General features: G+C 63.9%; 14 protein-coding genes. 11 read left to right on the top strand and 3 right to left on the bottom strand.

Going from position 1 to position 13,918, the window contains the following annotated elements; genetic code table 11:
- Positions 1-27 precede the first annotated feature (27 nt).
- Entirely contained in the window at positions 28-795 is a 768-nt protein-coding gene (locus BMY52_RS10680) for an MBL fold metallo-hydrolase (protein ID WP_090254373.1), read from the bottom strand.
- A gap of 167 nt (positions 796-962) precedes the next feature.
- Here BMY52_RS10680 and BMY52_RS10675 point away from each other — a divergent pair, with 167 nt between their 5' ends.
- The 8 genes from BMY52_RS10675 to folE2 all read left to right on the top strand — a co-directional run bounded on the left by BMY52_RS10675 (position 963) and on the right by folE2 (position 9,046).
- A complete protein-coding gene (locus tag BMY52_RS10675) occupies positions 963-1,784 on the top strand; it encodes a cytochrome C assembly family protein (protein ID WP_090254241.1) in 822 nt (273 codons plus the stop codon).
- 117 nt (positions 1,785-1,901) lie between these two features.
- The gene (locus BMY52_RS10670; RefSeq protein ID WP_090254239.1) at positions 1,902-3,194 is read left to right on the top strand and encodes an HlyC/CorC family transporter; all 1,293 of its coding nucleotides are present in this window, start codon (positions 1,902-1,904) and stop codon (positions 3,192-3,194) included.
- 42 nt (positions 3,195-3,236) lie between these two features.
- Entirely contained in the window at positions 3,237-4,598 is a 1,362-nt protein-coding gene (radA, locus tag BMY52_RS10665) for a DNA repair protein RadA (protein ID WP_090254236.1), read from the top strand.
- Positions 4,599-4,681: 83 nt separating this feature from the next.
- The gene (locus BMY52_RS10660; protein ID WP_090254234.1) at positions 4,682-4,942 is read left to right on the top strand and encodes an exodeoxyribonuclease VII small subunit; all 261 of its coding nucleotides are present in this window, start codon (positions 4,682-4,684) and stop codon (positions 4,940-4,942) included.
- The gene (ispA, locus tag BMY52_RS10655) at positions 4,943-5,827 is read left to right on the top strand and encodes a (2E,6E)-farnesyl diphosphate synthase (RefSeq protein ID WP_090254232.1); all 885 of its coding nucleotides are present in this window, start codon (positions 4,943-4,945) and stop codon (positions 5,825-5,827) included.
- Between the two features lie 65 nt (positions 5,828-5,892).
- The gene (gene dxs, locus BMY52_RS10650; RefSeq protein WP_090254230.1) at positions 5,893-7,809 is read left to right on the top strand and encodes a 1-deoxy-D-xylulose-5-phosphate synthase; all 1,917 of its coding nucleotides are present in this window, start codon (positions 5,893-5,895) and stop codon (positions 7,807-7,809) included.
- 5 nt (positions 7,810-7,814) lie between these two features.
- Positions 7,815-8,213, top strand: a complete 399-nt coding sequence (queD, locus tag BMY52_RS10645) for a 6-carboxytetrahydropterin synthase QueD (RefSeq protein ID WP_090254228.1) — start codon at positions 7,815-7,817, stop codon at positions 8,211-8,213.
- Positions 8,210-9,046: a GTP cyclohydrolase FolE2 gene (gene folE2 / locus BMY52_RS10640; RefSeq protein ID WP_090254227.1), complete on the top strand. Its 837-nt coding sequence runs from the start codon at positions 8,210-8,212 to the stop codon at positions 9,044-9,046. Before queD ends, folE2 begins: the two co-directional genes overlap by 4 nt.
- A 67-nt stretch (positions 9,047-9,113) precedes the next feature.
- Here folE2 and bamC read toward each other — a convergent pair whose 3' ends face one another.
- A complete protein-coding gene (gene bamC, locus BMY52_RS10635) occupies positions 9,114-10,262 on the bottom strand; it encodes an outer membrane protein assembly factor BamC (protein ID WP_090254224.1) in 1,149 nt (382 codons plus the stop codon).
- The gene (dapA, locus tag BMY52_RS10630; RefSeq protein ID WP_090254222.1) at positions 10,259-11,152 is read right to left on the bottom strand and encodes a 4-hydroxy-tetrahydrodipicolinate synthase; all 894 of its coding nucleotides are present in this window, start codon (positions 11,150-11,152) and stop codon (positions 10,259-10,261) included. Before dapA ends, bamC begins: the two co-directional genes overlap by 4 nt.
- A gap of 160 nt (positions 11,153-11,312) precedes the next feature.
- Here dapA and BMY52_RS10625 point away from each other — a divergent pair, with 160 nt between their 5' ends.
- The 3 genes from BMY52_RS10625 to BMY52_RS10615 all read left to right on the top strand — a co-directional run bounded on the left by BMY52_RS10625 (position 11,313) and on the right by BMY52_RS10615 (position 13,896).
- A complete protein-coding gene (locus BMY52_RS10625; RefSeq protein WP_090254220.1) occupies positions 11,313-11,867 on the top strand; it encodes a glycine cleavage system transcriptional repressor in 555 nt (184 codons plus the stop codon).
- Between the two features lie 43 nt (positions 11,868-11,910).
- On the top strand, positions 11,911-12,402 hold the full coding sequence (locus BMY52_RS10620) for a peroxiredoxin (RefSeq protein WP_090254218.1): 492 nt from the start codon (positions 11,911-11,913) through the stop codon (positions 12,400-12,402).
- 78 nt (positions 12,403-12,480) lie between these two features.
- Positions 12,481-13,896: a PhoH family protein gene (locus BMY52_RS10615; RefSeq protein WP_090254216.1), complete on the top strand. Its 1,416-nt coding sequence runs from the start codon at positions 12,481-12,483 to the stop codon at positions 13,894-13,896.
- Positions 13,897-13,918: the final 22 nt, after the last annotated feature.

The raw sequence follows: 13,918 nt of genomic DNA, 5'->3' as shown, positions 1-13,918 counted from the left end.
TGCCTGGAACGTCGGTAAAAGCGCGGATTATATCTTGAATACATCCCCGCTGCCGAGGCGCACCAGATCTCGCTCGGGCAGCCGCCGCCGCAAGTCCGCGAATATCTCGGACTCCGCGCCGGGCTTGAGATGGGTGATCCCCACCCTGGGCTGGTGCCGCAGCTTGACCAGATCCTGGGCCAGCAGACTGGGGCAATAGTGGCCGGCTCGACGCCCCAGGTCGCGCTCCGCCTCGGGAAAGGCACATTCCACCATCAGCCAGTCCAGGCCCGCATGGTCATTCAGCGCGGCCCACAGATCGTCATTACTGGTGGTATCGCCGGTAAAGGCAAAGGCGCCACGGCCATCCTCCACCCGGTAGCCCACCGCCGGCACCGTATGATTGGCTGGCAGCATATGCACGCGCCGGCCATCGATATCCAGGGGGCGCGTGGCATCCATCTCCTCGAAACAGACCACGGGCCGCTCACGCTCCGGTAACTCGAAAAAGTCGGGCCAGATCTGCCAGTTGAAGATGTGGTGGTGAATGATACGCATGCAGTCGGAGCGGGTGTGAATCACCAGCGGCCGGGACTGCAACCGACTGAACAGGGTATCCACCAGCAAGGGCAGGCAGGCAATGTGATCCAGATGCGTATGGGTAATGAAGACGTGCCGCAGCCGCGCCATGGCCTCCAGGGACAGATCGGCCACGCCCGTGCCACAGTCGATGAGGATGTCATCATCCACGAGCAGTGCCGAGGTACGCCGCCCCGCACCGATACCGCCACTGCAACCCAGCACCTTGATCTCCATGGTCTGCACATCCCCCGTCCGCGGCACTGAACACCCTGGGGCTCGATCGTAGCATGGCCGCGAAGGCGGTGACCAAGTCAACGGAGGCCCATGCGCGCATGCACCTTCACCGGGCCTCGATTTTATGCAATGATTCTCGGTCGAAATTTAAGGTTTGGAATCCCTGCATGCTCGTAGCCGCCTTCGGATTACTCGCCACCGTGTTCTACTTCATGGGTGGAGCCCTGTTGATGCAGCGGCTACGCCGTGCCGCCGGCGGGGAGCCCCCCACCGAAAAGGGCAGACCCCTGCTGTTTGCCACGTGGGGCGCCGCCATCGTCCTGCACGCCGTGGTGCTCTACCACTTCATGTTCGGGGCCAACGGGTTTGGCATCGGCGTCTTCAGCGTTGTCTCGATGACAGCCTGGATCATCGCCGTGTTCCTGTTCGTCTGGTCGCTACGCCACCCCATCCATGTGCTGGGCATCATCCTGCTGCCGTTTGCCGGCGTCACCGTGGCGCTGGAGATGGCGCTGGCCGGCGGCACGCCCACGGCCGCGGTCAGCGATCCGGGGCTGCGTGCCCACATGCTGCTGGCCATGATCGCCTTCAGCCTGCTCACCATCGCCGCCATTCAGGCCGGGCTGCTGGCCCTGCAGAACTACAGCCTGCATAACCATCGCCCGGGCGGGTTGATCCGGGCACTACCGCCACTGTCCATGATGGACTCCATGCTGTTCCACATCATCGGCTGGGGCTTCATCTTCCTTACCGCGGCGCTGGCCACTGGCCTGTTCGTGCTGGATGACATTCTTGCGCAGCAGCTGGTCCATAAAGTGGTGTTCGCCATCATTGCCTGGGTGGTGTTCGCCATCCTGCTCTTCGGACGCTTCCGTTTCGGCTGGCGTGGTCGCAAGGCCGTGCGCTGGACGCTCATGGGCTTTGCCTGGCTGGTGGTGGCCTACGTGGGCACCAAAGTGGTCATCGACATGATGCTGGGCGTCGGCTGACGCCCCCGCGCGCGTCGGCCCGTCACGCGGGGGGCACTGGCAACTCTTGACAGGGTGGCCGGCCTCTCCGTGTAATGCGGAGGATGTACAACTTCCCCACGGGATGTTAAAGCGACCTTGGAACAAATTCCTCTAGGCGCACTGGCGGCGGTGCTGGTGACGCTGTTTTTCTGTTCGGCCTTTTTCTCCGGGTCGGAAACCGCCCTGATGTCACTGAACCGCTATCGCATGCGCCACATGGCGCAGGCGGGACATGGCGGTGCGCGGCGCGCCCAGAAGCTGCTGGACAAGCCCGATCGGCTGATTGGCCTGATCCTGCTGGGCAACAACTTCGTCAACATCCTGATCACCCAGCTGGCCACCTATATCGGCTTCAGGATCCATGGCGACGTGGGCGTGGCCGTGGCCACCGGCCTGCTCACCCTCACCCTGCTGGTCTTTGCCGAGGTGGCCCCAAAAACCCTCGCCGCCCTGCACTCGGATCGTATCGCCTACCCGGCCGCCTACGTCTTCACGCCGCTGCTGGTGGTTGCCTACCCCCTGGTATGGACGGTGAACCTGGTGGCCAATGCCGTGCTGCGCGCCGTGGGCATCCGCTCTCATGATCGAGCCCACCACGCCCTGTCCAGCGAGGAATTGCGTGTGGCGGTGAACGAGGCGGGCAGTCTGATCCCCGCCCGCCACCAGCGCATGCTGGTGGCCTTGCTGGATCTGGAAAAGGCCACTGTCGAAGACATCATGGTGCCCCGCAACGAGATCGTGGGTATCGACCTGGAGGATGACTGGGAAGAGATCGAAGACCAGATCATCCACAGTCAGTACACCCGCCTGCCGGTCTTCAAGGGCAACGTGGACAACATGCTGGGTTTCATTCACCTGCGACGGGTATTGCCCATGGTCCACCGGGATGAATTCACCCCCGACCAGCTGCGCGACAACCTGCGCGAGCCCTACTTCATCCCCCAAGGCACCAACCTCAACCGCCAGTTGCTCAATTTCCAGCGCGAGCAGCGGCGCATCGGCATGGTGGTGGATGAATACGGCGACATCGAAGGCCTGGTCACCCTGGAAGACCTGCTGGAGGAGGTGGTGGGCGAATTCACGACCGACCCATCCGCCGTCTCGCCCGAGGTGCTGCCCCAGGAGGATGGCAGTTATCTGGTGGACGCCACGATCCACCTGCGGGAACTCAACCGCATCGTGGGTACGCGGTTCGCGGTGGACGGTCCGCGCACCCTCAATGGCATGCTGCTGGAGTACCTGGAAACGATCCCGGATGCGAATACCAGCGTCCTCATTGACCGCTACCCCATCGAGATCGTGCATGTGAAGAGCAATGCCATCAAAACCGTGCGCATCGGCCCGCGCCTGCCCGCCAAGGCCGGGGGCCAGGACAGCAGCACTCACTGAGCCTGTTCAGGCCCCGCCCCGGCAACTCACGGAACCACGATCATGGCCAAGCCCCGCGTCCAGCATGAATGCACCGCCTGCGGGGCCCTGTCTCCCAAATGGGCCGGCCAGTGCCCGGACTGCGGCGCCTGGAACACCCTGACGGAAGTGATGACCCAGCCGACGGCCCATGCTGCCACCGGCAGCCGCTTCGCTGGCTACGCAGGCGGTCCCGCCCAGGTAAAGCGCCTGGGCGAGGTCACCACCGAAGGCGATGCCCGCAACACCACGGGCATCTCGGAGCTGGACCGCGCCCTGGGTGGCGGACTGGTGCAGGGCTCGGTGGTGCTCATCGGCGGCGACCCGGGCATCGGCAAGTCCACCCTCCTGCTACAGGCCCTCGCCACCCTGCCTGACCTGGCCAGCCTCTACGTCACTGGCGAGGAATCCCCCGAACAGGTTTCCCTGCGCGGCCGCCGCCTGGGCCTGCCCTGTGAAGACCTGCGTCTGCTCACCGAGACCTGCGTGGAACGCATCATCGAGCATGCCCAGCGGGAAAAACCCCAGGTCATGGTGGTGGACTCCATCCAGACGATCCATTCCGAACAACTGCAATCGGCCCCCGGTTCGGTGGCCCAGGTCCGGGAAAGTGCGGCAATCTTGGTACGCTATGCCAAGCAGACCGGTACTGCCGTGTTCATCGTGGGCCACGTCACCAAGGAAGGCCAGATTGCCGGCCCACGTGTGCTGGAACATATGGTGGACACGGTGCTCTATTTCGAGGGAGATCCCGGTGGCCGCTACCGTGTGCTCAGGGCGGTAAAGAACCGCTTCGGCGCCGTGAATGAACTCGGGGTCTTCGCCATGCTGGAGACGGGCCTCAAACCGGTGAGCAACCCCTCGGCCATCTTCCTGTCGCGCCACGAGGAACCGGTGCCCGGCAGCGTCATCATGGTCACCCGGGAGGGCACGCGTCCCCTCATGGTGGAGGTACAGGCCCTGGTGGCCGAGAGCCACGCCCCTCAGCCCCGGCGCGTGACCGTGGGACTGGAACAGAACCGCCTCGCCATGCTCCTGGCGGTACTGCATCGTCACGGCGGTCTCGCCCTCTATGACCAGGACGTCTTCGTCAATGTGGTGGGCGGCGTGCGCGTCACGGAAACCGCGGCCGACCTGCCCATGCTGCTCTCCGCCTTGTCCAGCTTCCGCGACCGCCCCCTGCCCCATGAACTGGTGAGCTTTGGCGAGGTGGGCCTGGCCGGCGAGATCCGTCCGGTCCCCAATGGCGAGGAGCGCCTGCGGGAGGCCGCCAAACACGGCTTTACCCGCGCCGTGGTACCCGCCGGCAACGCACCCCGCAAACCCATCCAGGGCATGGAGATCACCGCTGCCAGCCGCCTGGCTCAGGTCCTGGACGTCATCTGAGACCAGTCACCCAGGCAACCACAACGGCGCTTCGTGCTACCCTCTGTTTCGCGTATCATTCCACTCTCGGCCCGAGGCCCAGAATGACCACAGGCGACACCCCCGACAACCCTGCCGAATTCGAAAAGGACCTGGAAGCCCTGGAGGCCCTGGTGGCGCGCATGGAACAGGGGGAATTGTCGCTGGAAACCTCGCTGGAAGAATTCGAGCGCGGTATCGCGCTCACCCGCCGCTGCCAGAAGGCCCTGACAGCGGCGGAACAGAAGGTGCGTCGACTCACCGAGGATGGCACCGAGATCGATCTCGACACGCCCGAACCAGCGGGCCCGGACGGAGAAGACTGAGTGGAATCACGTATTTCCGATCTGCAACAACGGGTTGAAGCCGCCCTGGCCGGCTGGCTGCCCGAATCCAACATCCTGCCAGGCCGTCTCCACGAGGGCATGCGCTACTCTGCCCTGGATGGCGGCAAGCGCATCCGCCCGGTGCTGGCCTATGCCACGGGCAGTGCCCTGGGTGTGCCCCTGGATCAGTTGGACGGTCCTGCCTGCGCCGTGGAACTGATCCATGTGTATTCCCTGGTGCATGACGACCTCCCCGCCATGGATGACGACGACCTGCGCCGTGGCAAACCCACCTGTCACAAGGCCTACGACGATGCGACCGCCATCCTGGTGGGAGACGCCCTGCAGGCCCTGGCCTTCCAGATCCTGGCCACCGACCCCAAAATGGTGGACGACCCGGGTGCCCGGCTGCGCATGGTGGATCAACTGGCCCGCGCCTCGGGCTCCCGGGGCATGGTCGGCGGCCAGGCCATCGACCTGGGCTCCGCCGGCAAGCAACTGGATATTGCCGAACTGGAGGGCATGCACGTGCACAAGACCGGCGCCCTGATCCGGGCCGCCGTGCTCATGGGCGCCACCAGTCGTCCTGACGTGGACCCGCAGACCCTCGAGGGCCTGGACCGCTTTGCCAAATGCATCGGCCTGGCCTTCCAGATCCGCGACGACATCCTGGACGTGGAAGGCGACACCCAGACCCTGGGCAAGACCCAGGGGGCAGACCAGGCCCTGGGCAAGGCCACCTACCCGGCCATCATCGGTCTTGACGCCTCCAAGCAGCAGGCCCGGGAGCTGGTGGACCGGGCCCTGGACGGCATTGCCGGGCTGGATGAACGGGCCGACCTGCTGCGCTGGATCGCCCGCTTCATCGTCGAGCGTATCAACTGAAGGGTTCGGCTTGCACACCCGGCCACCCCCCGTGATAATGAAAGTTTTCCTCGAATGGCAGTGAGATGACACAGACTGATTCGTATCCCCTGCTCTCGCGCATCCACGGTCCGGAGGACATCCGCGGCTGGTCCATGGATGAACTCTCCTCCCTGGCGGAAGAGATGCGGGCCTTTCTGCTGGAATCCGTCTCCCGAACCGGCGGCCACCTGGCGGCCAACCTGGGTACGGTGGAACTGACCATTGCCCTGCACCATGTCTTCAACACGCCCGAGGATCGTCTGGTGTGGGACGTGGGCCACCAGAGCTATCCCCACAAGATCCTTACCGGCCGGCGCGAGGCCATGCAGTCCCTGCGCCAGAAGGACGGCCTGGCCGGCTTTCCCAAGCGCGACGAAAGCTGTTACGACTGCTTTGGCGTGGGCCATTCCAGCACCTCCATCAGTGCCGCCCTGGGCATGGCCCTGGGGGCCCGCCAGCAGGGCGAACGGCGAAAATCCGTGGCCATCATCGGCGATGGCGCCATGACTGCAGGCATGGCCTTTGAGGCCCTCAATCATGCGGGCGACGAAAAGGCTGACCTGCTGGTGGTGCTCAACGACAACAACATGTCCATCTCAGCCAATGTGGGTGCCCTCAACCGACACCTGGCCAGCCTGCTGTCCGGCCCCATGTATTCCAGCATGCGCGAGGGCAGCAAGCGCGTCCTGGACCACGTGCCCCCCATGCGCGAATTCATGCGCCGTGCCGAGGAACACGTGAAGGGCATGATTGTTCCCAGCACCCTCTTCGAGGAACTGGGCCTGAACTATTTCGGACCGGTGGACGGTCACGACGTGAACGGCATGGTGAAGATGCTGCGCAACCTCTACACCATGGAGGGCCCGATCCTGCTGCATGTGGTCACCCACAAGGGGCGTGGCTACGGACCGGCCGAGGAGGATCCCTGCACCTATCATGGCGTCGGGAGCTTTGACCCTGACCAGGGCATTCAGAGCGGCAAGAGCAGCGGTTCGCCCACCTACACCCAGGTGTTTGGTCAGTGGCTGTGCGACCAGGCCGAAGCGGATGAGCGCATGGTCGCCATCACCCCCGCCATGAGCGAGGGCTCGGGCATGACGGCTTACGTGGAGCGCTTCCCCGAACGCTACCATGACGTGGGCATTGCCGAACAACATGCCATCACCCTGGCTGCGGGCCTGGCCTGCGAGGGCGTGAAGCCCGTGGTGGCCATCTATTCCTCATTCCTGCAACGCGGCTACGACCAACTGATACACGATGTGGCCCTGCAGAACCTGCCCGTACTGTTTGCCGTCGACCGCGCCGGCGTGGTGGGCCCTGACGGCCCCACCCACGCGGGAAGCTTCGATCTCTCATTCCTGCGCTGCATCCCCAACATGGTCATCATGGCCCCGGCGGACGAGAACGAATGCCGGCGCATGCTCTCCACCGGTTTCCTTCTGGATCAACCCGCCGCCGTGCGCTATCCCCGTGGCAAGGGCCCGGGCGCCCTGCCCGAACCGGGCCTGGTCCCCCTGCCCGTGGGTGAGGCGGAAGTCCGCCGCCGCGGCAAGGGCGTGGCCATTCTGGCTTTCGGCACCCCCCTCGCTCAGGCCCTCGAGGTGGGTGAGCGACTGGACGCCACGGTGATCAACATGCGTTTTGTCAAACCCCTGGACGAGCAGCGGGTGCTGGAAGCCGCCCGGGCGCACGACCTGCTGGTCACCGTGGAAGACAACGTGGTGGCCGGCGGCGCCGGCGGTGCTGTGGCCGAGTGCCTGGCCCACCATGACATGGCCATCCGGCTGCTGCAGCTGGGCTTGCCGGATCGTTTCCAGAGCCACGGCAGCCGCGAGGAACTGCTGGTCGATGCAGGCCTCGACGCCGACAGCATGGAGGCCGCCATTCGCAAGCGCCTGGGCCCGCAGGCTTGTGCCAGTGCGGCGGGTGGCGTAATATCCGACCAAATTGGTAAAGTTTAATCGCGGTGCCCAAATATACTCTCAAGGTGCTGACCGACTTCGCGTCAGCGCACACCCTGCGGGACTATCCCGGAGATTGCGCCCGGCTGCACGGCCACAACTGGAAAGTCGAGGCCGAAGTGGAGGCCTCGCAGCTCGATGCGCTGGGTATGGCGGTGGACTTCAAGACCATCAAGGGGTTGGCGCGGGAGATTGCCGGCCAGCTGGATCACCAATACCTGAATGATCTGGAACCCTTCCGGGACCTGAACCCGACCGCCGAAAACATTGCCGCGTGGTTCTTCCACGAAATGACGGCACGACTCGACGCCCCCCATGTGCGGGTCAGCGCCATCACCCTGTGGGAGACCGAGAGGGCTTGTGTGCGGTACTCGGAAGACCAGTCAAAGGACTCAGCCTTATGAGCACAATCGTTCCGAAGTTGATCACGCCGGCCATCCCCGACGTGCAGGCCAGCGCGGATACCCGCGAGATCCCCATCAACAAGGTGGGCATCAAGGACATCCGCCACCCGGTGCGGGTGACCGATCGCACCGGCAACGACCAGCATACCGTGGCCCGATTCTCCATGTATGTGAACCTGCCCCATAACTTCAAGGGCACACACATGTCACGTTTCGTGGACATCCTCAATGCCCACGAGCGTGAAATCACGGTGGAAACGTTCAAGCTCATGCTGCATGAGATGGCCGAACGCCTGGAGGCGGCCGCCGGTCATCTGGAGATGAACTTCCCTTATTTCGTGAACAAGCCGGCCCCGGTCACCGGGGTGTGCAGTCTCATGGACTACGATGTGAGCTTTATCGGCGTGATCCAGGACGGCAAACCGCAAATGAACATTCAGGTTCTGGTCCCCGTGACCAGCCTGTGCCCCTGTTCCAAGGGCATCTCCGAGTATGGCGCTCACAACCAGCGTTCACACGTCACCGTGAACGTGCGCATCAAGGACTTCATGTGGGTGGAAGAACTCATCGACCTGGTGGAGAAAGAGGCCTCTTGCGAGCTTTATGGACTGCTCAAGCGCCCGGACGAAAAATACGTCACCGAGCGGGCCTATGATAATCCCAAGTTCGTGGAAGACCTGGTGCGGGACATTGCCGTGCGCCTGAATCAGGACGAGCGCATCTCCGCCTACTCCGTGTCATCGGAGAATTTCGAATCCATTCACAATCACTCCGCCTACGCCCTGATCGAACGGGACAAGGAACTGGAAGCACTGGCACTGGCCGGGGCCTGAGCCCCCAGCATGTGCTCATGGCCGGGCCCAGGCCCGGCCATCCCGTGGCACTCAGCCCAGCGGGCGTCTATTCAACACCCTCGAACTGGTTACGAATGCGTTCCAGCACGGCCTCGGCCTGCTGGGCATCCAGAATCTCCCCCTCCTGATCCCTCGCCACGATTCGCACGCGCCCCTCGGCTTCACCGAGCAAGATGCGGTACTGGGTATCCCGGCGCAGGGCTGGCGCCTCTTCACTACCGAACAGGCGACTGAGGAACCCTCCCTCCTCGGCATCCTGCTCCGGGCGGTAGGTGACAAAATATGTCCCGGCGCTGCGGTCCTGATCATCCACCAGCAGGGAGGCACGATCCAGCATCACACCCAGACGACGCCACACACTCAGAAAACGATCCTGAATCTCCAGTACCGGTTCCCCCTCCATCTGAGTGATGCGCAGTGACGGCGTCACATCCCGGGCCTCCTCGGCCACGGCCTGTGCCGCCTGTTCTTCCGCCGGCCCCAGGTGGCTCATGATCTGCACCAGCATACGGGCCTCGGCCTCGGGATCGGCCGGTGCCATCCGCCAACGCACCTCATCCTGGCCCACTGCCACCTCACGGGTACTGCGATGACTGACAAACACCACGGCGGCAGAATCCCCGTCCGGCTCCACCCTCACCCGGAACTGATCCCGCGTACTGGCGTCGTAGGAATCCCCGAACACACGTCCGATCAACTGGCGGATGCCCCCTTCGATGGGCACACCGGCCTCCATCCGCATCCACTCCGTCTCGATCAGGCCCTGGCGCGGCTCATCCCGAGCCAGCGGCACGTCCTGCTCGTCGAAAAATGCACGCAGCCGCGGCCAGAGTTCATCCGGTGGCATGTCCACTTCCAGCCAGCGCACGGGACCGTCCCTGACCACCCGAACGCCCTCGGGATAACTCAGTACCCGCTCAGGGCGCATCGCCGTACCCTGCGAGCGCTCCTGGGCCTGAGTCTGCACGTTGCTTGCCGCCCCGCCTGCACTGGCACGCCCCGCCGGGGCATCGGGAATCCGGAACGAACCATCCACTTCAGGAGCCACCAGATCAGGCGGCACCTCCAACGGAGGTGTCTCGGCACGGTCGGCGCTATCACGTTCACCGAGCAGGCCGCAGCCACCAATCAACAGGGTGCCCGCCAGGACCGGCAGCAGGTGCCGGGGCTTTGGAAAAACCGATGATGCTTTCATGAATACGAGGGACTCAGGGGAATGTCGGCGGCCTTGAGGGCGTCACGCAAGGGCTCACGCAGGTGCTCGGACAGTGGCGTCAGGGGCAGGCGGATCCCGGGAGGGATCAGCCCCATTTCGTGGAGCGCCCACTTCACCGGGATGGGATTCGACTCCACAAACAGTGCACGATGCAGCCCCCGGACAGGGGCCTCGGCGGCCTCCGCGGCGGCCCGGTCACCCGCCAGGGCCGCCTTGCACATCTCGTGCATTGCCCGAGGCGCCACATTGGCGGTCACAGAGATCATGCCTCGCCCACCGGCCAGCATGAAGTCAAGGGACGTGGGGTCATCGCCGCTGTAAAGATCCAGCCGATCGCTACAGCGGGCCAGCACATCCCGTGCCCGTTGAACATCGCCTGTGGCCTCCTTGAGACCAATGATATTGGAAATGCTGGACAGACGTTCCGCCGTCTCGGGCAACAGATCCACCGCCGTGCGGCCCGGCACGTTGTAGAGGATCTGAGGGATGGGCACCGCATCCGCCACGGCCTTGAAGTGGCGATAGAGGCCTTCCTGGGTGGGCTTGTTGTAGTACGGCGTCACGAGCAGACAGGCATCGGCCCCGGACTGCATGGCCAGGCGGGTCAGCTCAATGGCCTCTGCCGTGGAGTTGGCCCCGGTTCCGGCAATCACCGGTACCCGTCCCTTGGCGAACGCCACCACCTGCCGCACCACCTGGCAATGTTCACGCACATCCAGGGTGGCGGACTCACCTGTGGTGCCCACGGCGACAATGGCGTCCGTGCCGTGGTCCACGTGAAACTCCACCAGCGCCTCCAGCGCCGCCTCGGCGAGGGAACCATCCTCGTTCATGGGCGTGGCCAGGGCCACCATGCTGCCGTGAAACATCGAAACCTCCGCACTGGATACAGGCCCACATAGTAATGTCCACCCCCTCCCCCATCAAGCGTGATGGCATGCCAACGACCACCACACCCCACCATCACGGTGGCTTTACCCTCGGGCTCCTTGATAATCTCTGGGATCAGCCGCACCGGATTCCCCCAGGATGCCCCAATCCCCGCGTCACTCCCGTAGTACCCATCTGCTCATCTCAGCCATGGGTGAACAACAACCCGGACTGCTGGACCACCTGACCCGGGCAATACTCGACAGTGGCTGCAGTATTCAGGACAGTCACATGGCCGTGCTGGGCAATGCCTTCACCGCCACCCTGCTGGTCTCAGGCAATTGGAACACCCTGAGCAAACTCGACGGCGCCCTGGTCAGCCTGGCCCGCCAGCAGGGCCTGGACGTACACACCCGGCGTACTGGCCCCGGACAGCGGGAAGGTCATAGCCTGCCTTACTCGGTGGACGTGATCGCCCTGGACCAACCGGGAATCGTTCACCAACTGGTCGGCTTCTTCTCCTCCCGAGGCGTGACGATTCGCGAGATGAACAGCCAGGCCTACACCGCCGCCCATTCCTCCACCCCCATGTTCACGGCCCACCTGTCGGTGGAAATCCCCGCCACCGAGCACATCACCTCACTGCGGGAGGATTTTCTGGACCTATGCGATGAACTGAACCTGGATGGCGTGATCGAACCGATCAAGGGTTGAGTCCACCTCACCCCGACCACCCCACTGCCAGAAGGAATGTCTCATGTCCCAACCCGCCCCCCAGGTTGCCCTCGACCAGCCAGTGCCGGACTTCGAATTGCCTGCCACCGGCCATGACGCACCGCTGCGCCTGTCGGACCTGCTGGGAGACCGGCATCTGGTGCTGTATTTCTACCCCCGGGACGACACTCCGGGCTGCACCACCGAGGGCAAGGACTTCACTGAACACTACGCGCGTCTGGAACAGGCCGGCGCCCGCGTGCTGGGTGTCTCCCGGGACACGCTCAAGTCCCATGACAAGTTCAAATGCAAGTACGGATTCCCCTTCGAGTTGCTCTCGGACGAGGAGGAACGGGTCTGCGAGTTGTTCGGGGTCATGAAACTGAAAAACATGTACGGTAAACAGGTGCGCGGCATTGAGCGTTCCACCTTTCTCATCGATCGCCAGGGTGTCCTGCGCAAAGAATGGCGCAAGGTCAAGGTGCCCGGGCATGTGGACGCAGTCATCGAAGCCCTGGAGTCACTGGACCGGTAGCCCACTCGCCGGCCCAGGATCCACCGGGGCCCTTCCTGCCATCAGCAACTTCCAGGGTGCTTCCATGGTAAAGACGGCATGGTAAAAAAAGAGATCCACGGCAAGCGGCTGCTCGTCCTGGACACCAATGTGCTCATGCACGACCCCACCGCCCTGTTCCGCTTCCAGGAACACGACATCTACCTGCCCATGGTGGTGCTGGAAGAACTGGATCGCAGCAAGAAAGGCGTCTCGGAAGTGGCCCGCAATGTGCGGCAGGTCAGCCGCTTCATCGATGAACTCATGGGAGAGGCCCGTCAGGAAGATATTGCCCGCGGCGTGCCCCTGACGGGCGTGGGCTTTGCCGATCCGGCCAGACTCAATGGCCACGGCCGTTTGCTGTTCCAGACCCACGCCATGGCCAGCCGACTGCCGGACACCCTGCCCGGAAACACGCCGGATCACACCATTCTGAGCACCGCCCTCACCCTGCAGCAGGAACGCCCGGATCAGTGCGTCACGCTGGTATCAAAGGACATCAACCTGCGGATCAAGGCCACCGTCCTGGGCATCCACGCAGAGGATTATTACAACGACCAGGTGCTGGACGACGTCAACCTGCTCTACGCCGGCACCCACGAACTGCCGACCGACTTCTGGGACAGTCACGTCAAGGCCATGGACTCCTGGCAGGACAGCGGCCGCACCTTCTATCGCATTACCGGCCCCATCACCGGACAATGGCACCCCAACCAATTCCTGTATCGCACGGACGACCCCGCCTTCGTGGCCATGGTCCGGCAGGCGGAAACCAACACCGCCGTGGTGGAGATGGTCCGTGACTACACCGGGCCGCGTCACACCGTATGGGGCATCAACGCCCGCAACCGGGAGCAGAACTTCGCCCTCAACCTGCTCATGGACCCGGAAGTGGACTTTGTCAGCCTGGTGGGCGCGGCCGGCACGGGCAAGACCCTGCTCACTCTGGCCGCCGGCCTGGCACAAACGCTGGAGGAGAACCTCTACAAGGAAATCATCATGACCCGGGTCACGGTACCCGTGGGCGAGGACATCGGCTTCCTGCCGGGCACCGAGGAGGAAAAGATGGCCCCCTGGATGGGCGCACTCATGGACAACCTGGAGGTACTCACACAAGCCGACACCGGCGGCGACTGGGGCCGTGCCGCCACCCAGGAATTGCTCAAGAGCCGGGTGAAGATCCGCTCACTGAATTTCATGCGCGGCCGCACCTTCCTCAACCGCTACGTGATCCTGGATGAAGCCCAGAACCTTACCTCCAAACAGATGAAGACCCTGATCACCCGTGCCGGCCCCGGCACCAAGGTGGTCTGCCTGGGCAACGTGGGCCAGATCGACACCCCCTACCTCACCGAGACCAACTCCGGGCTCACCTACGTGGTGGACCGCTTCAAACACTGGGAACACAGCGGCCACGTCACCCTGCAACGCGGTGAACGCTCCCGCCTGGCGGATTTTGCCTCCACGAACTTGTAAGCCAGGCCTTCGCGGGCGAGGC

Origin of the sequence: Ectothiorhodospira marina, assembly GCF_900109495.1 — a bacterium.
Lineage (GTDB): Bacteria > Pseudomonadota > Gammaproteobacteria > Ectothiorhodospirales > Ectothiorhodospiraceae > Ectothiorhodospira > Ectothiorhodospira marina.
Note: the sequence above shows the minus strand (reverse complement) of the source record. Positions and strands in the feature narration are given on the sequence as shown.